Raw genomic sequence first — 22,320 nt, forward strand, 5'->3', positions numbered from 1 at the left:
TTTCCAGCGGTAAGTGGCTGGATTAAGACCCTTTCTTCGACTCAATAGCTCGTGACTCCTTGGCCATCTTTGTGTGAAAGGCTTTTTTAGTGCTTTGTTACGCAAAAAGTACGCAAAAAAATTAAAAAAAAGTATCAGATGTGTTCTATTTTAGCCTACTTCTTTTTTATTACATGGATATTACCTATATTGGGGGCGCAATAAGAGGGCGAGAGCACCCGACTGTGGTCTTCGACAGGGTGACAGTTTAAGAATAATGATCAGTGAAAACTGACAGCGTTTTTATCAATGTAAAGGCAAGGCATTCTGCTTGGTCTTCGTTCACTCCTTATTCTTTTGCTGCTGTGTATTGGCATGGCACCTTCTTTGCGTTGTGTTGTTGTACACATTGATGTTGTACCGATGGATAAAAATAAAAACCACACTTTAGTAGGATTGAAATGCATATGAAGTTTCCTGTTAGTAAACTAGCCACTGCCGTGACCGCCAGTATCCTGGGGATCGCACTTTCTGCTCATACCAGCGCCCAAGCCGATGCGCCAAGCATCGCCTTACAAACCAATGCCAGCGCACAAACTCAGGCCGATAGCCCGTTGCCCAAGCGCTACATCATTAAGTACAAGAAAACCTCGGGCAATACCGAGCTGCGCCGCAGCGGTTTAATGGCAATCAAAGACGGCGAGTTGACCAAAGCCCAGCGCAAGCTGATGAAGCACGGTGCCAAGGTAAAATTGCGCATGAAAAACAATCATGCGATTGCGGCTGAGTTGAGTGCTCAGGCGATTGCCGAACTGCGCATGGACCCAGAGGTAGAGTACGTAGAAGAAGACGTGCCGCGCCGTCTGATGGGCCTGTACAACGACGACGTTGGCAACCCGGCGGCCACGCAGATTACCCCCTATGCCGTCTATCAGTCACAGGCTAACCAGCTGAACCTGCAGTCAGGTCAGAAAGTGTGTGTGATTGACTCGGGTATTGCCGGCTCTACCGGTGAAACCGGCGGTCTGAACAACGATTTCAATTGGAGCACCATCACCGGTGATAACGATTCGGGCACCGGCAACTGGTTTGCCGACGGCGGCCCGCACGGTACGCACGTAGCCGGCACCGTGGGCGCCATAGACAATGGATTTGGTGTGATCGGTATGGCGCCAGGCGTGCCCATGCACATCATCAAAGTATTTAACAACGACGGCTGGGGCTATTCTTCAGATCTAGCGCAAGCTGCTTCCCTGTGTACCGATGCCGGTGCAACTATCATCACTATGAGTTTGGGCGGTGGTGCAGCTAACGCCACAGAAGAAAACGCCTTTAAAGAATTCACCAACAATGGTGGCTTGGTATTGGCGGCTGCAGGTAACGATGGCAACAGCGTTCGCTCCTACCCAGCAGGTTATGATTCTGTGATGATGGTGGGCGCGAATGACAGCGACAATGCCATTGCCGATTTCTCCCAGTTCCCGTCCTGTAACGCTGCAAAAACCAACTGTGTTGAAGTCACAGCCGGTGGCGTTAACACCTTGTCCACCTATCCAGCCGGCGGTGCGACTCTGCCCAGCCTGAATGTCGATGGCAATGACTACGCGTCTTCCGCCTTTGAAAATGTTGGCTCTGTAACCGGTGCAACTTTCTACATGGGCACTGCCGAAAGCACCAATTCTGGCGCAAGCGGAAAAGTGTGTGTGATTGATCGCGGTAACATTTCTTTCCACGATAAAGTACAAAACTGTCAAAACAGCGGTGGCATTGGTGCCATTATCGTGAATAACGTCGCCGGTGTATTGTCGGGCACCTTGGGTGATACCAATGCCACCACTATTCCTGCAGTGGGCGCGGCGCTGGAAGATAAGTCTGCCCTGGTAAGCTCGGCCTCTGCTACGGTTGCGGTGCAGCCAGGCGACTACGGCTACATGAGCGGTACTTCCATGGCAACGCCGGCTGTAGCGGGTGTGGCTGCATTGGTTTGGTCTAATCACCCAGCCTGTACCGGTACCGATATCCGCAATGCACTGAAAGCCACGGCAGAAGATGCCGGTGCGAACGGTCACGACGTGTATTTTGGCAACGGTATTGTAAAAGCCAAAGCGGCCAGTGATTACCTGACAACCTTTGGTTGCGCGGGCGACACCGGTGGCCCAGGCCCTGTAGAAGGTACGCTGGAAAACGGTGTGGCTAAAACCGGTTTGAGTGCCAGCACTGGCGATGAGTTGATGTTCACGCTGGAAGTGCCCGCCGGGGCTACTAACTTGAACTTTGCAACCGCCGGTGGCAGTGGCGATGCCGATTTGTACGTGCGCTTTGGTGCCGCACCTACCGCTAACACCTACGACTGCCGTCCCTACAAGAGTGGCAACACTGAGTCGTGTGCCATCAGCAATGTGCAGGCCGGTACCTACCATGTCATGTTGAAAGCCTACTCCACCTTTGACGGCGTGAGCCTGACGGGCTCCTTTACCGAGCCTACCTCTGGCGGCGGCGGTGCGGGCAGCGCAAGTGCCACGGATCTCTCGGGCAACCGTCGTGCCTGGGCACACTACACGGTAGAAATTCCTGCCGGTATGACCAGCATGAACGTAGTTATGTCAGGCGGTACAGGTGATGCCGATATGTACGTTCGTCGCGGCGCTCAGCCCACCTCCAGTGCCTATGACTGCCGCCCCTATGAAAGTGGCAACAACGAAACCTGTAACTTTAGCAACCCAGGTTCAGGCACGTGGCACATTAGCATTTATGGCTACCGCGCCTACTCGGGTGTAGACCTGAATGTAGATTGGCAGTAAGTTTCGCCAGCAACATTTAGCGTTTAACGCATTGAAAGGGGCTCCTGAAAAGGGGCCCTTTTTTTTATTGCGTATCTGGTCGCTGGCAGTCATTGGTGTAGGCGCTCGCCGTGACCAGGCCCAGCTTCTTGCAGCAGTCTTTACCGGTGCTGTTCGCGGTGATTGGCAGCGCTGTTTTAGGTGGCAATGTCTGGTACATTGAAACGCTGTTTTTAACAGATGAACACCGCGCATTGGCACAGTGAGGGCTCGTACAATGATCGTTCAATGGATAGTTGCTGGTCGTTGGGTATTGGTTGGCGTGGCGTTGCTGCTCGGTGCTTGTGGCGGCGGTAGCGGTGGCGGGGCAGGGCATGTGCACCCGGCACCGCCACAGCCAACTGCGCCCACAGTAACGGCCAGCGAGCTTATGGGCAGTGATTGTGTCAATGGTTTTGCGGGGCGTTACCCTTGTTCGCATGTGGACTTCGTCGGAGGCTTGCAGTTTTCGGCCCAGGCCTCAGACATTTGGGGCTGGCAGGATGCACTCAATGGCGACGACTATGCCTTGGTGGCATTAAGTAATGGCACGGCCTTTGTACGCATCAGTGCGCAGGGTACATCGACGTTTGCCGCCTTTTTACCTACGGCCTCCGGCAGCTCAGGTTGGCGCGATGTCAAGGTGGTCAACGGTCACGGAGTCGTGGTCAGCGAGGCCGAAGGGCATGGCATGCAGGTGGTGCATTTAAAAGGCTTGGTTGATCAGAATAATGGCGCAGTGATCGCGCCCATTGCGCATTATCAGGCCTTTGGTTCGGCGCACAATGTGGCGGTGAACGAGGCAACCCAATTTGCCTATGTGGTGGGGTCCGACAGCTGTGCCGGTGGGTTACATATGATCGATATGTCCGATCCACATCAACCGGCGTTTGCGGGTTGCTTTAGCGAAGACGGCTACACCCACGACGTGCAGTGCGTGATTTACTGGGGCGACGATCCTGTATACCGGGGGCGCGAACTGTGTTTTGGCGCCAATGAAGATACATTGACTATCGCCGATGTTACCGATAAGTCGGCGCCGGTTTTAGTGGCGAAAATTGCCTACGATCAGGTGGGGTACACCCATCAGGGCTGGCTCTCTGAGGACCACAACTACTTTATGTTAGGCGATGAATCCGACGAATTAAATTTTGGTATTCGCACGCGCACGCTGGTCTTTGATGTCAGCAGGATTGCCCAGCCTCGGTTTACGGGTGCACACATGAGCAGTACTCAAAGCATTGATCACAATCTTTATGTAAAGCAGAATCACGTTTTTCAGGCTAATTACACTGCAGGCGTGCGTATTCTTCGCACCGGTAATTTGGCGTTTGGCGAGCTGGCCGAGGTGGCATTTTTTGACACCTGGCCCAGTGGCGACACGGCGCTTTTTGAGGGGGCCTGGAGTGTCTATCCGTTTTTTGACAATGGCTTCATTGTTACCGCCAATATTAGCGGCGAATTTTTTGTGCTTGCCCCTCGCTTAATGGCTGTACCCGAGTGCGATGACGGACTCGACAACGACGCCGACGGTCAAACCGACTTCCCACAAGATACCAGTTGCACCAGCTTGGTGACTGATTATGAGTCCTAACCGAGCGAATTGTACCCGCGTATAACTTGCGAAGGCTTTGGGCGATCAGTGAGCGAGGCGCTGGTCAAGCCGTGGTCAAGTGATTAGTATGTGGGCTGCCCAACCGCGAAGGACATTGGCGCGCTAAACACTGCGCATCAACGCGAGACAAATTTAATAACGTGCTCGTCTAAGGATCAGCTTGCTATGCCCAGTGATACTCCCATGGCCTCCCCCTATGAGCGGCCCAATTACCGCCTGTACGTGCTAGGGCTCCTAACCCTGGCCTACGTTTTTAACTTTGTCGATCGGCAGATTATCTCCATCTTACAGGAGCCTATTAAGCTGGAGTTTGGCTTGTCCGATACCCAGTTGGGTGTGTTGAATGGTTTTGTGTTCGCCATTTTTTATGTGGGCTTTGGTATCCCCATTGCGCGCTGGGCCGACAAGGGGTCGCGCAGGAATATCATCGCGCTGGCTATTTCACTTTGGAGCATCATGACGGCTCTGTGCGGGGTGGCCCAATCCTATGTACAGCTGCTGGCGGCGCGCATCGGCGTGGGCGTCGGCGAGGCGGGTTGTAGTCCGCCTGCGCATTCTATGATCTCCGATATTTTTCCGCAAAAGCACCGCGCAACGGCCATGGCAACCTATTCGCTAGGTATTAACGTGGGTATTTTGCTGGGGCTCTTGATGGGCGGTTGGTTGAACGAGCTGTACGGGTGGCGCGTTGCCTTGTGGGCCGTCGCCGCGCCGGGTTTACTGGTGGCGCTGCTGTTGAAATACACGGTGGTAGAACCTGCGCGCAATGGGCGGAAAGTTGTGGCTGGCGAAGCCGCGCACCGGTCGACGGTGGCGCAAGACACGCTGCCTTTTATGCAGGTGGTACGTCATTTTTGGTGTTCGCGCACCGTGCGCTGGATGGCGCTGGGCGCTGGCCTAAGCAGTTTTGTGGGCTATGGCCTTGCAAACTGGATGCCGTCGTTTTTGGTGCGCAGCCACGGCATGGGCACCGGTGAAATTGGCAGTTGGCTCGCCTTAATCGCCGGCGTGGGCGGGGCCCTTGGCACCTTTGCCGGCGGCTACCTGGCCGACCGGCTGAGCCGATATAACGTGCGCTGGTTGTTGTGGATTCCTATGTGGGTATTGTTGCTATGTGTTCCGCTGCTCTCATTTACCTTGCTGATTGAGTCGAAGCTGCAAGCCATGCTGATGTACATTGTGCCCGGCAGTATCATGACGGGCTATATGGGGCCGGCCATCGCCGTTACCCACAATCTGGCCGATAGCCGTATGCGCGCGATGGGTTCCGCGCTGTTGTTTTTGGTGATCAATATCATTGGGCTAGGCTTAGGGCCTGTGGTGATTGGTGGGTTAAGCGATTGGTTTGGCGCCACTTTGGGAGCCGACGGTTTGCGCTATGCCATGTTGTCGGCGGTTATTGCCGCTGGCTTGTTGGCGGCTTTTTGCTTTTACGTGGCTAGCCGGTCTTATCCCGCAGAGCTGGCGCAACAAGAGCTGTCGCAAACCGGTGGCTAGGACTGCACCCGGCGGACGCGGCGCTTGAGCTTTAGCGAGGTTACAGGCATACTATACCCCAGTATGTAATGTTGAGTGACCGCCATGTCCCATACACCAAAGCAGCGCAGTAAATTATTAACTCGTGTCCGCCGCATTCGCGGTCAGGCCGAGGGTCTTGAGAAATTGCTGACGCAAGAGGGCGAATGCGCTAAGGTGCTGCAGCAAATTGCGGCAATCCGCGGTGCCATTAACGGTTTGATGGGCGAGGTGCTGGAAAGTCATATTCGTGAACATTTAGGTGTGCACGATATTTCTGCGGCCGAGCGCGAAGCCGATGTCGAAGAGGTGGTCAGCGTCCTGCGCTCCTACCTTAAGTAGACGATCAGTTGCCACTAACTCATTTAAGTCTTGGTTTTTAAGATCCTAGCATGCGCCACTTTCGCGATACCCAACCGCCCGCCCTTTGGCATCTGCTGCTGATTTTAATGTTGGTGCAGGGGCTGTTTGTGGCGTTGGAGTTCGGCCGGGAGGCCGGCCATGTGATCGACGGCGAAGACCCATTGCACCTTTTGGCGCTGGAACTGCCATTGTCGGATGAGCGTGTGGCAGCCAATGCCGGCAGCGCCGATAACGCGCTTGCTGTTTCGGCCGACAGTTGCGATCACTGTTGTCTTTGCCACGGCCACGGTTCCCATGCCGCCACTCTGAGCGGTAACTTTCTGCCAGATTTTCCGCCCAACAAGAGTGAGCCTGCCTTTGTGTTCCCCGCTTTCTGTGGCAGCCATCCCGAATCCATCTATCGCCCGCCCATTGTGTAACGCTGTTTTCTCCAACGTTTAAACCCTTAGTTTTAACGAAAACAGGACAGTGTTATGTCAACTTCCCTATTGGCCGGGCGGCGCACTGGCGCGCGCTTGGCGCGTGATTGTGGCCGGCTTCTACCGTCGCGCATTGGCAGTGCCGCTGCATTGCGCTCATCCTTTTGTTGCCTAACACCAAGGCAAAAATCAGCCGTCGTTTGCATCGAGCGGCGACAACCAGCAAAAACGTCGCATCGCTTTGTCGGCGCGGCCTCACCATCGCACATTGCGATTCGGCTAGCGAACGCCGCCCGCTCAACTGGAATCCGGTACTGCGCAATATATTTGTGTAGACAGCTGTACCGCTATCCAAGCGCTCGGCGCCACTTGCGGGGGGCGGTGGGATGAGGATGTATAACCAGCGTTTTTTGCGTCCCTGGTGCGCAATGGTTTTAATAATGGTGTTCGGGGTTGCGGCGGCGGTGACCTATGCGGGCGGACACGGGGCGGTCGATCACGCACCGTCGACAGGCATGCAGAATCGGGCCGAGCCAGCCGAGAGCGGGCCGCACGGCGGTCGCGTATTGCGCCAGGGCGACACCACCCTAGAGCTGGCAATATTTGAAGACGGCGTGGCGCCAGAGTACCGCGCGTGGATTCAGCGGGCGGGGAAACCCGTTGCGCAGGCTGACTTAACAGTGACCCTGGTGCGGCTAGGGGGCGTTGAACAACGGGTTGAATTTGTCCGCAAGGGAAATTACTGGCTCGGCCAGGGGACAATTGAAGAACCGCATTCGTTCGATGTGAGCGCTGAACTTCGATTGGGTGATCAAACCTATCGATGGCAGTGGTCATCCTACGAAGGGCGCGTCAATATTGCTGCACCCCTGGCCGCAGAGAGTGGCATTCGCACCAAAGCGGCGGGCGGTGGCAGCATCGCGCGCGTTGTTCAAGTCTACGGGCGGTTAGTTACGCCCGTGGAAAATGTTGTGCAGGTGCGCGCACGGTTTCAGGGGCTGGTAGGTGCCGTAAATGTCAACCTGGGGGACGCGGTAAAGCAGGGCGACATACTGGCCTATGTGGAGTCCAACGACAGTTTAAAATCCTATCCGGTGCGCGCGCCCATCGATGGCATGGTGCAACAGCGAACCGCCAACACGGGAGAGTTGACGGCTGCTCAGCCGCTCTTTGTATTGGCTAACCATTCTCAGCTCTGGGCAGAGCTTCAGGTATTTCCCGGTCAACGGACCGCCGTAAAATTGCATCAGCCGGTAGCCCTTGAGCATAACGGCCATACCCACGCGAGCAAGATTGCCAGTGTGACGCCGGCGCAAACCGGCGAGCCCTATGTCGTTGCCAGGGCAAAGGTGGCCAATACCAATGGGGAAATGGCGCCCGGTGATCTCGTGGCGGGGCGAATCGAAATTCAGCGGATTAGCGCACCTATAGTCGTGGAAAATGCGGCGCTTCAAACCATCAGAAACTGGCAGGTGGTGTTTGTGAATGTCGGCACCGACTACGAAGCCAGGCCCTTGGTATTGGGTGCTTCAGACGGCCAGTACACCGAGGTGTTGAGCGGATTAAGGCCCGGCGAACACTATGTGTACGAAAATAGCTATCTCATTAAAGCGGACATTTTAAAGTCTGGCGCGGCACACGATCACTAAGGGGAGAGTGCAATGATTAATGCAATTGTGCGCCTCTCGATCGAAAGGCGTTATGTCGTTTTAAGTGTCATTTTGCTGTTGGTGGGCGCGGGTATTTGGAGCTATAAGCAGCTCCCCATAGATGCGGTGCCCGATATCACCAATGTGCAGGTTCAGATTAACACCGAGGCACCGGGCTACTCGCCGCTAGAGGCAGAGCAGCGAATTACCTTTGCCGTGGAAACGGGCCTGTACGGTCTGCCAAATTTGGCCTACACACGGTCGTTGTCCCGGTATGGATTGTCGCAAGTTACGGCGGTGTTTGACGAGGGCACAGATATCTATTTCGCCCGCAATCTCATCGGTGAGCGACTGGCCGCGATCAAGAGCGCGCTTCCTGCTGGCCTGGAGCCGACCATGGGGCCGATCGCCACCGGGCTGGGGGAGGTTTTCAGTTATACCCTGCAAGCACAGCCGGGCGCGCGACAGGAAAACGGCGCGCCCTTTGATGCCACGGCACTGCGCGAAATTCAGGACTGGATTATCAAACCTCAGCTGGCACAGGTCCCGGGCGTTGTCGAAATTAACACCATCGGCGGTTACGACAAACAGTATCACGTGACGCCCAATCCGCAAAAAATGTTGGAGCTGGGCGTGACCTTTGCAGCGGTTTCTCGCGCGCTGGCTGAGAATAACAGCAATCGCGGCGCCGGTTATATTGAGCGTCACGGCCAACAGCTGCTGGTGCGATCGCCCGGTCAATTGCAATCCATAGAGGACATTGAAAACGTCATTGTCGGCGTGCACGGCACCGTGCCCGTGGCGGTGAAGGATGTCGCCCAGGTTGCCATCGGCAAAGCGCTGCGTACCGGCGCGGCAACCCGCGACGGCAGCGAAACGGTCTTGGGTACCGGGATGATGCTCATCGGCGAAAACTCGCGCAGGGTTGCGCGCGATTTAGCGTTGAAATTAACGGCCGTTCAATCGCTTTTGCCGGCAGGTGTGACTGTTGAGGCCGTCTACGATCGAACAACCCTGGTCGACAAAGCCATAGCCACCGTCAGGAATAACTTGTTGGAAGGCGCCTTGTTAGTTGTGGCGGTGCTACTGTTATTGCTCGGAAATGTGCGGGCCGCACTCATCACCGCCGCGGTGATTCCGCTGTCTATGTTGGCCACCATTTCCGGCATGGTACAAGCCGGTGTGTCTGCCAACTTAATGAGCTTGGGTGCGCTGGATTTTGGCCTGATAGTCGATGGCGCGGTGATTATCGTTGAAAACTGCATTCGGCATTTAGCGGCAGCCCAGGGGCAGTACCGGCGCCCGCTGCATTTGCGCGAGCGGCTCGACACTGTGGCGCAGGCGACGGCCGAGGTTATACGCCCGAGTCTGTTCGGGGTCGCCATCATAACCGTGGTGTACATTCCCTTGTTTTCGCTAACCGGCGTGGAAGGCAAGATGTTTCACCCAATGGCGGCGACGGTGGTGATGGCACTGCTCGCCGCCATGCTGCTGTCGCTGACGGTGGTGCCGGCTGCTGTGGCGGTGTTTATGGGCGGCAGCGTTAGCGAAAAAGAAAGCCCTCTGATCAGTGCGAGCAAATCCGTTTACCGGCCGATTCTGGAGTTGGCTCTGGCAGGCCGTTGGCTGGTGGTGGCTGTGGCTTCGCTTGTGACCGGTGTTTCCATTTGGTTGGCCACGACCATGGGGTCGGAATTTATACCGCAGCTCAACGAGGGCGATATTGCGTTGCACGCGCTGCGAATTCCGGGAACTGGCATGGAGCAGGCAGTGGCGATGCAAAAACAGCTGGAAGCGCGCATTCGCGCCTTTCCCGAAGTTGATAAAGTATTTGCAAAAATTGGCACCCCGGAAATTGCCACCGATCCAATGCCACCCAGTGTTTCAGATAATTTTATTATGCTAAAGCCGCAGCGGGAGTGGCCCGACCCCTCTAAATCCAAACACGCTCTGGTAGCCGAGATAGAAGCGGCGCTTACGCGCATTCCCGGCAATAACTACGAGTTCACCCAACCCATTCAAATGCGCTTTAACGAGCTGATTTCCGGTGTGCGCGCCGACCTTGGGATAAAGGTGTTTGGCGATGATCTGGTGCAGCTTGAGCAATCTGCTCAAGCCATTTTGCGCATCGTCGAGCGCCTTGAGGGCGCGGCGGACGCGCGGGTTGAGCAGGTTGAGGGTTTACCCATGCTGTCGATTGAGCCTAATCGCGTGGCGCTGGGCCGCTTTGGATTGAATGTGAGCGAACTGCAGACGTTTGTAGCTGGTGCCATTGGCGGCGAGGATGTTGGGCTGATTTATGAGGGCGACAGGCGCTTCCCGCTGGTTGTACGCCTACCGGAGACGATGCGGCAGGATATCGACAGTTTGTCTTATCTACCTGTGGCATTGCCTTCAGGTGGTTATGTGCCATTGGGCGAGGTGGCTACGCTATCCCTGAAACCGGCCCCGGCGCAAATCAGCCGCGAGAATGGCAAGCGCCGAGTGGTAGTGACGGTCAACGTGCGAGCGCGGGACCTGGGCAGTTTTGTAGCGGAAGTTGAACGCGAACTGACAGCGCAAGTGCGCCTGCCCAGCGGCTATTGGATTGAATATGGCGGCACCTTCGAGCAGTTGGCCTCGGCTACCCAGCGTTTGAGCATTGTGGTGCCAGTGACCTTGGTTGTTATCTTTGGATTGTTGTTGATGGCCTTCGGTTCGCTGAAAGATGCGCTGATTATTTTTACGGGCGTGCCGCTTGCACTCAGTGGTGGTGTCTTGGCTCTGTGGTTGCGCGACATGCCGCTGTCTATCTCTGCTGGCGTCGGCTTTATTGCGCTGTCGGGGGTGGCTGTGCTCAACGGATTAGTGCTGGTGTCGTTTATTCGCGAACAGTGGCAGGCGACGGGTAACTTGCGACCCTCGGTGGTGGAGGGGGCCTTAACGCGCTTGCGACCGGTATTGATGACGGCGCTGGTGGCGAGTTTAGGTTTCGTGCCCATGGCGCTCAATACCGGCACTGGCGCAGAAGTGCAGCGGCCACTGGCGACGGTAGTCATTGGCGGTATCGTGTCCTCGACATTGCTGACATTGTTGGTGTTACCGGTACTTTATCATTGGGTACACGAGCGCAGCCGCCAGTGGGTGTCCAGCCGCTAGTGATGCCGGGCGGGCGCGCTGGTGTTAGCCGGCGGGCCTGTTTGTGTTTGTCGCGGGTGCCCAAGTCACCCGATAGCGCCATTACCTGCGCTTCGCAAGGGCAGGGTTGAGGTACGAAACCCTGCCACTGTGTCGATAGCTTGCTTGGGATTAGCGGACTCTAACTAGCTGCAGTGATTTCTTGGCGAAAGGTGCGGTGTAGGTAATATCCCAGTGGGTGAGTAGTTTGCCTAAAGCGCGCTGGGGTTTATCGAGGATAATGGCCTGAAAGCGGGTGTTCTCGTAAAACGTAAACTCCAAACAGGATGGGTGGATGATTTTTGGGTCGCTGAACAGGCCGAACGTATAGCTGCGGCCCAGATCCACCCGCTCCTGTATTGTGTAATCGCGGCTTAAGCGCAGTAGGTGCAGGCATTCCTCATAGGGGCAATCATCGGTGCTGATCACTAGGAAGCTGCCATCGGCGAGCCGGTATTGGGCTTCAAGTACCACGCCGGGAACTGAAGCGCGTGGGCCCAGGCCAGTAACGCTGAGCAGCGAGTGAGATTCGCGGGTGGGCGTTAGGGAAAAAAATGCTATCTGTTCCAAGGTGCAAATATTCCTGCGCGCGTGCTTGAGGTTTTCCGAGTGAATTGCTCATTGGGCGGCAGCTCACTTATCCAATTTTTGCTAAAACCGACAGCGGCGTTATGCCTATTAGCCGCGACTATCAACAACAGCTTTCGATAACATCTTGGCACCCAGTTACGACCGGCGCGAGGTCGCTAAGGTGTATGTCTAGCCTACGTGTGGGCGCCTGGGCGCAATGCCGAGGCGCCTGCGGAAAACGCCTTAATTGCAATCGGCGCTGTAGTTAAGCACCACTTTGGATACCGGGTTTGAGTTGGGATGTGCATCGTTCATGGTATTAATTAAAAAACCCTGTAGCGCTGTTTCGATACTCTTGCGCATTTTGGGGTCCTGTAGGTAATTCGCCGCTTTTTCTTTGATTTTCTCGGTGATGATGGCGGCGGTATCTGCCGCAATATCGTCTGTGAGGTCCGTGTAGAAGATGCCATCAAGGGCGGCTACCACCTCCAGCGATGGGGATAGATTGGTATTGGTCCAAACAATGGGCGGTGTGTTCACCTGAATAATGCCTTCCTGTTCGGAAAGTACTTTTTGACACCAGGCCCAAGACTGCAGGTCGTAGCCAAAGGTAAAGGTGTATTCGGCCTTGTAGATAATGTCGATCTTGTCGTTCAGTAAACCGACGCCGCCGCTGGGCTTGTCGTAGGTTTTTTCATGCCTGAATACCAGGTCTGTTTTGACAGTGGCAAATTCAAAGGTCAGGGCATCTTGCAGGATGCCATCGCTGCTGGAGACTTTTCGCATTTGCTCGAGTGCGGCAATTCTGTCTTTCTGGGCCGACCATTGCACGCCCAGGTAGGCAAGCCCCACAGCGGAACCAATAAAGAGTATGGTGAGAATTAAAACGATGCTGATACCACCTGTCATGCGCGTATAGTTCATTGTTATGCCTTAGTCCGGGTGTGTGACGTTGATTGCGTTGAGGGCTTTGCGCCTATCGATGCTGCGGATAGGGGCATGTAAGAGCAATTGCTATGTACAATCTTAGCTATGGTCGAGGTTACCACAGTCGCTTTTAATTGAAACAGGCCGCTAAGCATTCAGGTGTACACCTGATGCGCAAGCCCGTTGGCCTGACGTGAAGGTGCGTTTTGGTTGGTTCTCTACTTAGCCGGCACGACATAGCGACCACTATGCCTTGGTATCAAATACGCCATCCCAAAGCGCGTTTACAAAGCCGAAATTCTTATTCCCTAACTGGTGATGCCTTGCATGCTGCTGAGGTAACCTGTTTACAAATGATGTCGCCGTATTGGACGCGCGAATCGACAGGTTGCTGTGAATAAAGATGGTAAATAACATGCCGCTAAAGTGCAGTACAAAGGCTACGCCAATGCTCATGGGTACCAGCAACATAAACAAAGGCGCTGATATCCCAATAAAGACTGCCTCTATAGGGTGTACGCTGTAGGCGCTCCACGGCGTAGTGCGCGCTGAGCGATGGTGTACGCCATGAACGTTTATCAGCCTCGGTGTGTGCAGCAGCCGATGGATAAAATAGGAGTAGGTTTCGTAAAAGATAATAAACGCCATAACCTGCAAGATGAGTGTCGCCGGTGAGCCGGGCCACAGCGTGCTGTAAACCATTCGAGTGAATAGGCTCAATAGGGCAAAAATGCCGCACGCGACTATGCCGAAGCGGATTTCGCGATGCCGTTGCCCAGCCCTTGTTTCTCTAAGATCTATCCACTGAGCCAGGCGTCGGTTAACGAGTAACAGACTCAACCTCTCAATGGTGTAAGCACTCATCAAATAAGCGGCCGTATTGGCGACAAAGGCAATTGCCAGCGCTATTGTCCAGTGGGCGCTCAACCAATAGCGCAGTAAATCATCAATGATATGCATGGAGCTTTATCTGTCTGTACGCCTGACGTGGGTCGTCGCGGCTCAATGTCGGATAGGTTTGAAGCTGAAGTCTGCCCTTTAGCGGCAAATTTGTCGAATCAAAATAGCCGCTAAGCTTCGCGCGGAGCTGCTCATGGCAATCATCTGCCTATACGCGTCGGGAGCACGTAGCAACGGCATCCGTATGTCTAGGTAAGGGGCGCTGCTGGCCCCACAGCGCACAGCCAGCGTCGCCTGCTTCCCGATGCTTTCTCACAGACATTTTCGCAGGTCTCGCCCAGCGGGCTCTTGTGGTAGCGCGAAACAGTGCAGGGAACAGCGCATGCAAAATATTGAGCCTTGCCCCCCTTATGGCGGCCGTTTAGGCGATCTGGCATATCGGTGCGTTTAGCGCCCCTAATCACTAGGGGCGCAGTTGGAATGGTGCACTATTTCATTTCGGCCATAAACGCCTTATCAAAGGTGTTTAAAGTCAAGGTTAGCAACGCGTAAAACTCGTCGGCGGTGCCATCAATAGAGCGCCTTACCCAAAAGCCCGGTGCGGTAAAGGCTTCATAGTCGTCGTAACCCTGATTTGCCAAGCCATTTGAAAAGGTGCGGAATGCCTCTTGCAAGTGATAGCTGGGTTGCGATTGAAACGGTAGGCGCCCACTTATTGCCTGGGCTTTTTCAATCACCCGCTGGTAAGAAATCGCGATTTCGGGATTTTTTGTGGCTTCTGCATAGGCCAGGTAGTAGGTGCGCAGGTATCGCTTAAACTCGACGTCATACAAGGCTTGCGCTTGTGACACAAATATCGCGTTGGCAAAAATATCCTGCAATAGCGAGCCTAGTTTGATTAAGAATGTGGGATTGTAATGACCAAACTCTGTGGTGCTTGTGTAATCGATGCCATTTTCATGGGGACCACTTAAGAAGGCCTTTTCGTTGAGCAACATTTCCAGTGCCTGCTTAGCCAGTACTTGCTTGGCTATTTGGTAGCGTCCCCGAATGCCCCTGTCGGACAGCCAGCTGTGTATCGCCCCGTGCGATAAGTCGGCACTGACTTCTAACGATGGCCACTGGGTAGATAACGTCAGCAGCTGTTGCACGGCTTGGTCTTTGTTGGCAGACAAGCCCTCCCACTTGGATAGGGGCAAGAATACCGTTGGTTGATTATTCGGTGGTGGCGCAATGCTTGGCAATGACTGGGGGCCCTGTTGCGCTAACTGGTAATGTGTGGCGATTGAGCCGCTGCAAACGTCGCCTTCCTCTTTGCCCTGTAGCCATTGCTTTAAAAATTCCGTGCGCTGCCGGGTAAGACTCGCCTTAGTTGTTGCGTCGCACAGGGGTTGAATACTGCCGTAGTAGCCGCGCTCTCCAGTGTGGGGGTAGTACAGTGCCATATCGGCATCGCGCAATTTAATCCATGCCAGCTGGGCGGTGCGCAAGGCATCTAAAAATTTTGGATTGTCTGCGTACAGCGCTCTTACCTCTTGATAGACGAGGTTCAGCTCAGCGTCGGCGGTTTTGAAATCCTGGTGGGCACATTGATTCAACGCCAGCTGCGTATTCGCGGATGATTCACACTCGCTGGATGCGACGGTCGAAAGAGAAAAAAGGCAAAAAAGCAGGCCCGTTAGTGGTAAACGTTTCAAGGTGTCAACTCCTTAACCACAAATTTGCAGCGATTTGCACATAGGGCGGCGCGATTGCGGTGATTTTAGGTGGCTAGAACTAATTAAGAAGGTGCGAGTGTATAGCATGGTCGCCTCAAAATCTTTTTTAGATCCGGGGCTCCGGGTTCTTGCTTTGCGTCATTGGTGGGCGGGTGGCATTAGGTTATACCGATTCGCCTGTACAGAGATTCGACAGGCAATATCATTGGCCCTCCTTGCGAGCCTACAAGTCGCCAATTCTTACCAATCTGTTGTCGTTCACTGAATGTGAGTCTCAAAAATAATGGTTTAGGTGCCAAAACGCCCGCCGAGAGTGAGCTTCTGGCCTCAGGCTTGATCGGCAGACCTGCACTAAAGTAGGCGTCGAAAACTTATACAGCTGTGCCAACTCGGGTGCAGCGCGGGAAATTTTGTTGTACAAAAAACAGCCAGTTACGTGGCTGGTACATAGATTGCAAATCTCTTGTGGTTGTAACAAGGGAGTGTTGAGCATGGCAACGTCACTGCGGGCAAATAAAAAAATCGTCATACTTTGTGATGGTACCTGGAACGAACCGGATGCTCCCTGTCCCACAAATATTGTCAAGCTGGCGCGCTGCATAGCCCCGCGCGACAGCAAGGGCTTAGTGCAAACGGTTTTTTATGATCAGGGCGTGGGTACAGAGGGACGCCTGGATAAATACCTGGGCGGCGCCTTCGGTAAAGGTGTCGCCAAGAATGTTTTGGATGGCTATCGGTTTCTTGCGCACAACTACACGCTGGGCGACGACATCTACCTGTTTGGTTTTAGTCGAGGAGGCTATACCGCGCGCGCCATCGCGGGCATGGTGGCGTGTATTGGCCTGCTGCCAAAGCATCGTCTGGGCGAGCTGAAAGACGCCTACGCTTACTACCGCACCGAACCTGCCAAGCGCAACCGCAATCTTTTCGAGTTAGGGCAAAACACCGAGATCAGAATGGTTGGCGTGTTTGACACCGTCGGTGCGCTGGGCGCACCCACTCATACAGGCCAACGGCTTAGCCGCAACTGGATAGGCTTCTTCGACACGACCCTGTCGCCCAAGGTTCGCAGTGCCTATCAAGCACTGGCCATTGACGAGCAACGCTCGCTGTTCGCGCCAGATATCTGGGTGGGCGAGGCGGCGCCCGATCAGACGGTTGAACAGTGTTGGTTTCGCGGCGCCCACTCCGACATCGGTGGCGGCTATCCCCAGGCCACATTGTCCGACATCGCACTGAACTGGATTGCCAAGGCGGCCATGCTGGAGGGCTTGGAGCTAACGCACCTGCCAGCTGATGCCGGCGCAGCGATGGTGAAACCTCATGATGCCATGACCGGTTTTTACAAAGCGCTGGGGCTGATTGGCAAAGGCAAGATTGATCGCTTGGCGGATCTGACCTTTAGCGAGCAGCAACAGCCGATAAATCTCACTGTGCATGCCAGCGCCGTGGAATATTTCACCAACCACCCAGAAGCTATCCGACTGTGGCATAACCCTAAGGCGGTGGCGACGAATAAACGGCTGGCACCGCGCGTTAAGGTGTCTCGATTAGAGGGGCGATTTATTCAGCTGGTGCAGCACGATCAACATTTCAATGCCGAAATAGTGGATGTCAACGATACCTTCGGCATGAAAGTGCACTGTGATAACGCCGAGAACTTGCAAGACGGCAAGGTCACGGCGCTTGTGCCGGGCATGAAGCCCACCCAGTTGCATAAAGTTTGGGGCAACGGGCGGGTAGTGGGGTTGCACTGAGTAGCCGAGGAACGCGTGTTTAGTGACCTGTGGTTCTTGCTCGAAAGGATCTAAATACAGAGCGCACAGGCAGACAAAAAGGAGGGTAGAAGGATGGATACAGTGAATACACAAGGTGCGACAGAGACGCGACATTGGTGGCAGTGGTTTTTAATATATCCTGCCTTCGCCATTGCGCTAATCGGTGCGGTACCCACTTACTTTGAGCTCTATCAGTCGCACCAAAAGGATGTGGCATTTGGCGATTCAAAACGGGCCGTGCTGCGCAATGAATTGTGGAAAAAAAACCTAGAGTGCTCGTCGGCGCCGATGGACCCGCTGATTACTGAGAGCAATATTAAAGTGGATGCGACTATCTGTCGCTCTGGCGATGTGTTAATTAGAGTGGTTGCCCCAGGAGACGAAAAACTCTTTGAGTGGGTGTCTATTGAAAATCTTTTTCCTAAGCGGATTGCCAGCTTTAGCCTGATATCTCGCGCCTATGCACAAAGCGATACGCCAATGAATGAGATGTCTTCACCGGTGGTGTTGTGCCAGCGCTGGCTCAATAATTCACTGCTTCTGCGCCGGGTTTCTTATGGTGTCAATAATTGCGTGGATGAAACCATCAATACCTACTCCGGCCAGGTGGTGAGCACTCGCCCAGCGCCCTGTCATTGTAATTAGGGGGCGTTATGAAAATTATCATTGCATGGTTGCTGTCCAATCTGTTGTTATTAACCACACTTGATGCAGGCGCGCAAATAGTAGATGGCACTGACACAAGCACTCCAGTCAGTAAGGCCGCAACGCAAGCGCCAAGCTCCGATCAAGATCACAGGTCTGAACACTATAAAAAGGCGAATAAGGAAACGGATGACGTTGAAGCGAGTGACACGGAACCCGTGGCGCTGCAGCAAGGGGTGCGCTACGAAGATGACGACGAGGATGATCAGCCGCTGATTGTTTCTGCGCCAATCTGACCAGTCACCCATTGTGGGTGGTATTAACTTTGTAAGTGAAAGTTCGGTGGGTGCAGCAACATTTACGTACCATTGACGAAAATTAACTAACTCCAGGGAAGATAATGACTACTAATAATTTGGTGTGTGTAAACGTTCTAGGTGTATTGCTGACGACTTGGGCATTGGTTGCCTCGGCCGGCTGGGAGCCAGCCAGTAATGGCGCAATACCGGTTGGCAGTATGGTGGTTGGTCACGAGTCCAACGGCAGCCAGCTCTATGCCTGCCGAGCCAATCACCAAGGCGGCATGCACCCCGGCAAGGTAAGACCGGAATTTGGCGCCTGTAATATCGGCTGGGGTGGCCAAGAGGTCGCGATTAAACATTACGAAACCTTTGTGCAGTGGAAGCCCGACGCCCATGGCGGCGTACCATCAGCTGCGGTCGTGGGCGGCCACGAAAGTAATGGTGCCGAAATCTACATTTGTCGCGGTCACTACAATGGCGGGCTACATGCCGGCAAGCTAAGAGCTGCCTTCAGAGGCTGTAATATTGGCTGGGGCGGCAGGGAAGTGGTGGTTAATCCCTATGAGGTGTTAATTCAGTAAAATGGGATTAATGGGTTAATAACTGATGCTTAAATATTGGGGCGTGTGATTCCGGCAATGGCGTGTTCCAATACGCTACCAATTGGGCCTGCTGCCCAATTGGTCTAGAAGTCCGATGCTGCTATTGGCTGATAAGAAAGGGGCGCTAAAAACGTTGCTTTGTTGTCGGCTGTTTATGGTGGCTGCGCCCCAGACCTTAATTTCTATATAGAAAAAACGCTTAACACTCAATTAACACGCCACGATGATCACTACCGCCATAATTTGGATCGGGTGTTGTTGCCGTAGCTGCAGTTTTGCAGACCCCGTAATCGAGAATTTTATGGGACTGCGGTCGAGTATCTTCGCTGGGCTTCACCACATTGCCACCCTGCCGGTCCATCCAAGAAAGATTTCCCTTAGCATCCTGGTTAAAATCACCTGCAATACACCAAGGATGGCTGCCTGCGTTGGTTTTGACGCTTTGCACAGCTTCATTGACGTATTGTTGGCCACCGGCGTGAATATTTCCAATGTAATAGTTTCCTACCAGTTTTCGCATTATCGGTCGCTTATATGTGTCACGTGACCAGCTAACGGCAGGTTTTCCGCTGTCTTTAAAAATCATTGCCATCGAGCAGCGAATATTTCCATTACCGTCATTTCGGTCCCATGTTAGAAACCAAACGTTGTAGTCATTGTATGTTCCAATGTTGGTCGGGTCTTGAAACTCACAGACACCTCCATAGCCAAGTTTATCGGGGAGATTACCGGCCTCTTGAATGCAAAGGATGTCTGGTGCGTGAGTATCAATTCGCTGTTTTATGGAATCCCATCGTTGACCTTGAGTATTCCAAGTATAGATTTTCATCATTAAATCCTTTTTTAGATTAAGATTGTTAAGTGTTTTTTGATTCTTAATTCTAATCTAAATTTTCAAAGCATATCCTCTACTGCATCTCATACATCGCCATAGCCGTTTTATCGAAAATAGGCCATAAAGGTAAGAGTGATTTTTTCCAGGATGTACTCTGTATTTTCACGGCTTTTCTAGTCCTCTTGATTCGGGCGATCAACCATACTCGTAAAATTTTACTTAATATCTTGCTTCTTTGGATGAGTCTATTTGATCATGACCAACTAATGACATTGCGAGATTTTCGCCGATAAGAGCGGTGTAGTGTAGTGTTTTCTTTTATTGGGGTGAGCGTAGGGTGTCATTAATAGGAAGATGACCCATGTGCCTGTGTCTTATGGCTGCACAGGGTAAACAAACAAGCTTGCTGCTGCTATACCAACGCTTGCTGCATTGGCCAGCATAAACCAAAAAAACAGCCTGCTTTTAAAGACAAATCCGAGTTTAAAGACTTTCTTGTATACCAAACCTTCAAGTGCAACATTGATGGCGAAATCCATAATAAATGTTGCGGACCAAGTGATAGGGTTAAATGTTCCCATATTAAACACGTGATAAAACAACAGACCGGGAAACACTTCCCAGGCTATACCAGCCAGCGGGATGAGTAAAATCCCAAGGATGGCGGAGGCCATATTGGCGGTAATGGTTGCGAGCAGGGCTTTTAACGGTGTTACCTTGAGTAATTCTCGAACAAACACATATTCAACTAACAGGCCAACAGAAATAGCCCACCACGAGAACAGTCGAGTTTCCAGATACAGTGCAGGCCATACAACATTAGCCTGCGCTGCTATTGGAAACAGCAATAATATCCCTATTACAAAACTACGCATTGACTTCCCTCTGGATTTTCGCGTTTGCCTGCGGGCGGGGAAGGAGCTGGAGGCTAGGAAGTATTAGTAAAATGATTGTGGTGCGCAAACTTAGGTGTTATTTATAGTAATGCCACTATTTACCCCTAGACTCTCTATGTACAGTTTCCTGCGATTCGACATCAAGTACTACACCTGTTCGTACTTCTTTTTTCGATTGTAAGTATTAAGTAAGTCGATCATGGATGCGGAAAAAGAGATGTTGGATATCTTTGCTGCTAGTGCTTCAGACCCGCCTTGTTGGGTGGATAGCCTATAATCAAATTTGGCGCTTAAAGCCGAAAAAATTGATTAACTACCGCCACGCGCTACCCGTTGCCACAATGTAGTGATTCATCACATACCGCCAGGGTATGACTAGTGGCGTAAGTACGACACCCATGCCGCAGGCAAACACTGTTTCAATAGCATATTGATCCAGTTCCTGGTTTAAGTGCATTGGTAGCGCGAATACTAACAACCAAATGGTTTTCCAGGTAAGTTCCAATAGTAGTACGGGGAGCATCTTGAGCGGGTATCGAATTCCCAGCAGAGCCATCAGTGAAAAACCCAGAAGGATGGCGTCAATTACCGTATCTGAGTTGGCGTAATTGCCAGATGTAGAAATGACGCTGGGTAAGAGCGTTACGCCAAGACCTACTGCGATAAGTGCATACATCGCCCTTAAAAGATAGAGCCGAACAATTCCTACGTCTTCCACGATAATCTCCTAATTAGCTTGCTCGTTGACTTGTGTTTTCACACTGCTGAAAATTTATAAGTCACAGTTGACGTGCGCCGACGATCTTCCTGGCCTATTGTCGCCGCTAGGCTTCGCAACTCGCTCTATCTGGCCAAAACGCTATGAAAAAGCTCATTTAACTGAGCCATCTCAAAGCATCTATCAACTTTAGGGGGCTTAATGTCTTCTAGTCTAGCGAGTTGCGTTTCTATGTACTGATTTAAGACCGGTATCGCAGGCGCCAGAATTTTTTCTTCACTCACCTTTTTACGTTCCAAGAGCGCATGAATTGTATCAATTAGCTCATTGTCAGTTACTAGTGATAGCACCTTATCAAATTCTATTGGGGCGGCTGAGCCATATTTTTCAAGCCATTGAATGGCAAACAAGGGACGCAATACATAGAAGTACTTTTTAAGTGGAACCATGTCCTGCCGCAGGTACCCCCGGTAATTGGTTTTTGCCATGCTTCGATAGTGATAAATGCCTTTTTCAGGAGAATATATATCAGGCAACAACTTAAGTGCTTTACTTCGAAAATATCCATCATCAATATAGGATATTGGCGATTGAATCCACTCGACAAATGCGGGATTTGACTTCCAAAATAGCTTCAATGCCTTCCTTACATCCCATCCGTTTAAATCAATATCATCAATTATTGGGTATTCAATAACATCTCGCTTATCTTCCAAATCCACTGCTAGATACCAGTCTGGCTTTCTTGCATAGATAAAACGAACATCGTAATCGCTATTAGGTGACGCAAATCCCCAAGCTCTGCTACCCGATTCGACCGCCATGAGAATTTTTACATCAAACCTTTCTTCGGTATTCTTAAGGCGGCTTAAAATATCTTCTCTAATCCGATTATCTATCATGGGTTTCCATTG

20 protein-coding genes are annotated in these 22,320 nt (G+C 52.7%); 12 read left to right on the forward strand and 8 right to left on the reverse strand.

Annotation, left to right across the window (positions count from 1 at the left end; translation table 11 throughout):
- Positions 1–446: 446 nt before the first annotated feature.
- The 8 genes from ACW8F6_RS06875 to ACW8F6_RS06910 all read left to right on the forward strand — a co-directional run bounded on the left by ACW8F6_RS06875 (position 447) and on the right by ACW8F6_RS06910 (position 11,497).
- Positions 447–2,780: a S8 family serine peptidase gene (locus ACW8F6_RS06875; RefSeq protein WP_491575119.1), complete on the forward strand. Its 2,334-nt coding sequence runs from the start codon at positions 447–449 to the stop codon at positions 2,778–2,780.
- A gap of 110 nt (positions 2,781–2,890) precedes the next feature.
- A complete protein-coding gene (locus ACW8F6_RS06880; RefSeq protein WP_491575120.1) occupies positions 2,891–3,025 on the forward strand; it encodes a hypothetical protein in 135 nt (44 codons plus the stop codon).
- 11 nt (positions 3,026–3,036) lie between these two features.
- Positions 3,037–4,392, forward strand: coding sequence for a choice-of-anchor B family protein (locus tag ACW8F6_RS06885; RefSeq protein ID WP_491575121.1), 1,356 nt, complete (start codon positions 3,037–3,039; stop codon positions 4,390–4,392).
- A 186-nt stretch (positions 4,393–4,578) separates the two neighbouring features.
- Complete coding sequence (locus ACW8F6_RS06890; protein WP_491575122.1) at positions 4,579–5,910, forward strand: spinster family MFS transporter; 1,332 nt, start codon at positions 4,579–4,581, stop codon at positions 5,908–5,910.
- An 84-nt stretch (positions 5,911–5,994) separates the two neighbouring features.
- On the forward strand, positions 5,995–6,270 hold the full coding sequence (locus tag ACW8F6_RS06895) for a metal/formaldehyde-sensitive transcriptional repressor (RefSeq protein WP_491575123.1): 276 nt from the start codon (positions 5,995–5,997) through the stop codon (positions 6,268–6,270).
- 50 nt (positions 6,271–6,320) lie between these two features.
- On the forward strand, positions 6,321–6,710 hold the full coding sequence (locus ACW8F6_RS06900) for a hypothetical protein (protein ID WP_491575124.1): 390 nt from the start codon (positions 6,321–6,323) through the stop codon (positions 6,708–6,710).
- Positions 6,711–7,150: 440 nt separating this feature from the next.
- On the forward strand, positions 7,151–8,359 hold the full coding sequence (locus ACW8F6_RS06905; RefSeq protein ID WP_491575125.1) for an efflux RND transporter periplasmic adaptor subunit: 1,209 nt from the start codon (positions 7,151–7,153) through the stop codon (positions 8,357–8,359).
- Between the two features lie 12 nt (positions 8,360–8,371).
- Positions 8,372–11,497: an efflux RND transporter permease subunit gene (locus ACW8F6_RS06910; RefSeq protein WP_491575126.1), complete on the forward strand. Its 3,126-nt coding sequence runs from the start codon at positions 8,372–8,374 to the stop codon at positions 11,495–11,497.
- Between the two features lie 150 nt (positions 11,498–11,647).
- Here the strand turns inward: ACW8F6_RS06910 and ACW8F6_RS06915 are convergent, their stop codons facing one another.
- From ACW8F6_RS06915 to ACW8F6_RS06930, 4 genes are all read right to left on the reverse strand, one after another.
- Positions 11,648–12,085, reverse strand: a complete 438-nt coding sequence (locus ACW8F6_RS06915; protein ID WP_491575127.1) for a hypothetical protein — start codon at positions 12,083–12,085, stop codon at positions 11,648–11,650.
- Between the two features lie 243 nt (positions 12,086–12,328).
- Positions 12,329–13,009, reverse strand: a complete 681-nt coding sequence (locus ACW8F6_RS06920; protein ID WP_491575128.1) for a hypothetical protein — start codon at positions 13,007–13,009, stop codon at positions 12,329–12,331.
- Positions 13,010–13,258: 249 nt separating this feature from the next.
- Positions 13,259–13,972, reverse strand: coding sequence for a sterol desaturase family protein (locus ACW8F6_RS06925; protein ID WP_491575129.1), 714 nt, complete (start codon positions 13,970–13,972; stop codon positions 13,259–13,261).
- Between the two features lie 428 nt (positions 13,973–14,400).
- Positions 14,401–15,609, reverse strand: coding sequence for a lysozyme inhibitor LprI family protein (locus ACW8F6_RS06930; protein ID WP_491575130.1), 1,209 nt, complete (start codon positions 15,607–15,609; stop codon positions 14,401–14,403).
- A 512-nt stretch (positions 15,610–16,121) separates the two neighbouring features.
- Between ACW8F6_RS06930 and ACW8F6_RS06935 the strand changes: the two genes are divergently transcribed.
- The 4 genes from ACW8F6_RS06935 to ACW8F6_RS06950 all read left to right on the forward strand — a co-directional run bounded on the left by ACW8F6_RS06935 (position 16,122) and on the right by ACW8F6_RS06950 (position 18,936).
- Positions 16,122–17,387 (forward strand): T6SS phospholipase effector Tle1-like catalytic domain-containing protein, encoded by a 1,266-nt coding sequence (locus ACW8F6_RS06935; protein WP_491575131.1) that lies wholly within the window; start codon positions 16,122–16,124, stop codon positions 17,385–17,387.
- Between the two features lie 93 nt (positions 17,388–17,480).
- Entirely contained in the window at positions 17,481–18,053 is a 573-nt protein-coding gene (locus tag ACW8F6_RS06940; protein ID WP_491575132.1) for a hypothetical protein, read from the forward strand.
- Between the two features lie 8 nt (positions 18,054–18,061).
- Positions 18,062–18,349 (forward strand): hypothetical protein, encoded by a 288-nt coding sequence (locus ACW8F6_RS06945; protein WP_491575133.1) that lies wholly within the window; start codon positions 18,062–18,064, stop codon positions 18,347–18,349.
- Between the two features lie 104 nt (positions 18,350–18,453).
- Positions 18,454–18,936, forward strand: coding sequence for a DUF3421 domain-containing protein (locus ACW8F6_RS06950; protein WP_491575134.1), 483 nt, complete (start codon positions 18,454–18,456; stop codon positions 18,934–18,936).
- A 220-nt stretch (positions 18,937–19,156) separates the two neighbouring features.
- Here ACW8F6_RS06950 and ACW8F6_RS06955 read toward each other — a convergent pair whose 3' ends face one another.
- The 4 genes from ACW8F6_RS06955 to ACW8F6_RS06970 all read right to left on the reverse strand — a co-directional run bounded on the left by ACW8F6_RS06955 (position 19,157) and on the right by ACW8F6_RS06970 (position 22,308).
- Positions 19,157–19,786, reverse strand: coding sequence for an endonuclease/exonuclease/phosphatase family protein (locus ACW8F6_RS06955; RefSeq protein ID WP_491575135.1), 630 nt, complete (start codon positions 19,784–19,786; stop codon positions 19,157–19,159).
- 380 nt (positions 19,787–20,166) lie between these two features.
- Positions 20,167–20,667: a hypothetical protein gene (locus ACW8F6_RS06960; protein ID WP_491575136.1), complete on the reverse strand. Its 501-nt coding sequence runs from the start codon at positions 20,665–20,667 to the stop codon at positions 20,167–20,169.
- A 334-nt stretch (positions 20,668–21,001) separates the two neighbouring features.
- Positions 21,002–21,406 (reverse strand): hypothetical protein, encoded by a 405-nt coding sequence (locus tag ACW8F6_RS06965; protein ID WP_491575137.1) that lies wholly within the window; start codon positions 21,404–21,406, stop codon positions 21,002–21,004.
- A 125-nt stretch (positions 21,407–21,531) separates the two neighbouring features.
- The gene (locus ACW8F6_RS06970) at positions 21,532–22,308 is read right to left on the reverse strand and encodes a nucleotidyltransferase domain-containing protein (RefSeq protein WP_491575138.1); all 777 of its coding nucleotides are present in this window, start codon (positions 22,306–22,308) and stop codon (positions 21,532–21,534) included.
- Positions 22,309–22,320 lie beyond the last annotated feature (12 nt).

The sequence above is a fragment of the Simiduia sp. genome (genome assembly GCF_058345725.1).

Coding starts and splice junctions, on each gene's coding strand:
- ACW8F6_RS06875 (WP_491575119.1), top strand. CDS start 447: ATGAAGTTTCCTGTTAGTAAACTAGCCACTGCCGTGACCGCCAGTATC.
- ACW8F6_RS06885 (WP_491575121.1), top strand. CDS start 3,037: ATGATCGTTCAATGGATAGTTGCTGGTCGTTGGGTATTGGTTGGCGTG.
- ACW8F6_RS06890 (WP_491575122.1), top strand. CDS start 4,579: ATGCCCAGTGATACTCCCATGGCCTCCCCCTATGAGCGGCCCAATTAC.
- ACW8F6_RS06895 (WP_491575123.1), top strand. CDS start 5,995: ATGTCCCATACACCAAAGCAGCGCAGTAAATTATTAACTCGTGTCCGC.
- ACW8F6_RS06900 (WP_491575124.1), top strand. CDS start 6,321: ATGCGCCACTTTCGCGATACCCAACCGCCCGCCCTTTGGCATCTGCTG.
- ACW8F6_RS06905 (WP_491575125.1), top strand. CDS start 7,151: ATGGTGTTCGGGGTTGCGGCGGCGGTGACCTATGCGGGCGGACACGGG.
- ACW8F6_RS06910 (WP_491575126.1), top strand. CDS start 8,372: ATGATTAATGCAATTGTGCGCCTCTCGATCGAAAGGCGTTATGTCGTT.
- ACW8F6_RS06920 (WP_491575128.1), bottom strand. CDS start 13,009: ATGAACTATACGCGCATGACAGGTGGTATCAGCATCGTTTTAATTCTC.
- ACW8F6_RS06925 (WP_491575129.1), bottom strand. CDS start 13,972: ATGCATATCATTGATGATTTACTGCGCTATTGGTTGAGCGCCCACTGG.
- ACW8F6_RS06935 (WP_491575131.1), top strand. CDS start 16,122: ATGGCAACGTCACTGCGGGCAAATAAAAAAATCGTCATACTTTGTGAT.
- ACW8F6_RS06940 (WP_491575132.1), top strand. CDS start 17,481: ATGGATACAGTGAATACACAAGGTGCGACAGAGACGCGACATTGGTGG.
- ACW8F6_RS06945 (WP_491575133.1), top strand. CDS start 18,062: ATGAAAATTATCATTGCATGGTTGCTGTCCAATCTGTTGTTATTAACC.
- ACW8F6_RS06950 (WP_491575134.1), top strand. CDS start 18,454: ATGACTACTAATAATTTGGTGTGTGTAAACGTTCTAGGTGTATTGCTG.
- ACW8F6_RS06955 (WP_491575135.1), bottom strand. CDS start 19,786: ATGAAAATCTATACTTGGAATACTCAAGGTCAACGATGGGATTCCATA.
- ACW8F6_RS06960 (WP_491575136.1), bottom strand. CDS start 20,667: ATGCGTAGTTTTGTAATAGGGATATTATTGCTGTTTCCAATAGCAGCG.
- ACW8F6_RS06970 (WP_491575138.1), bottom strand. CDS start 22,308: ATGATAGATAATCGGATTAGAGAAGATATTTTAAGCCGCCTTAAGAAT.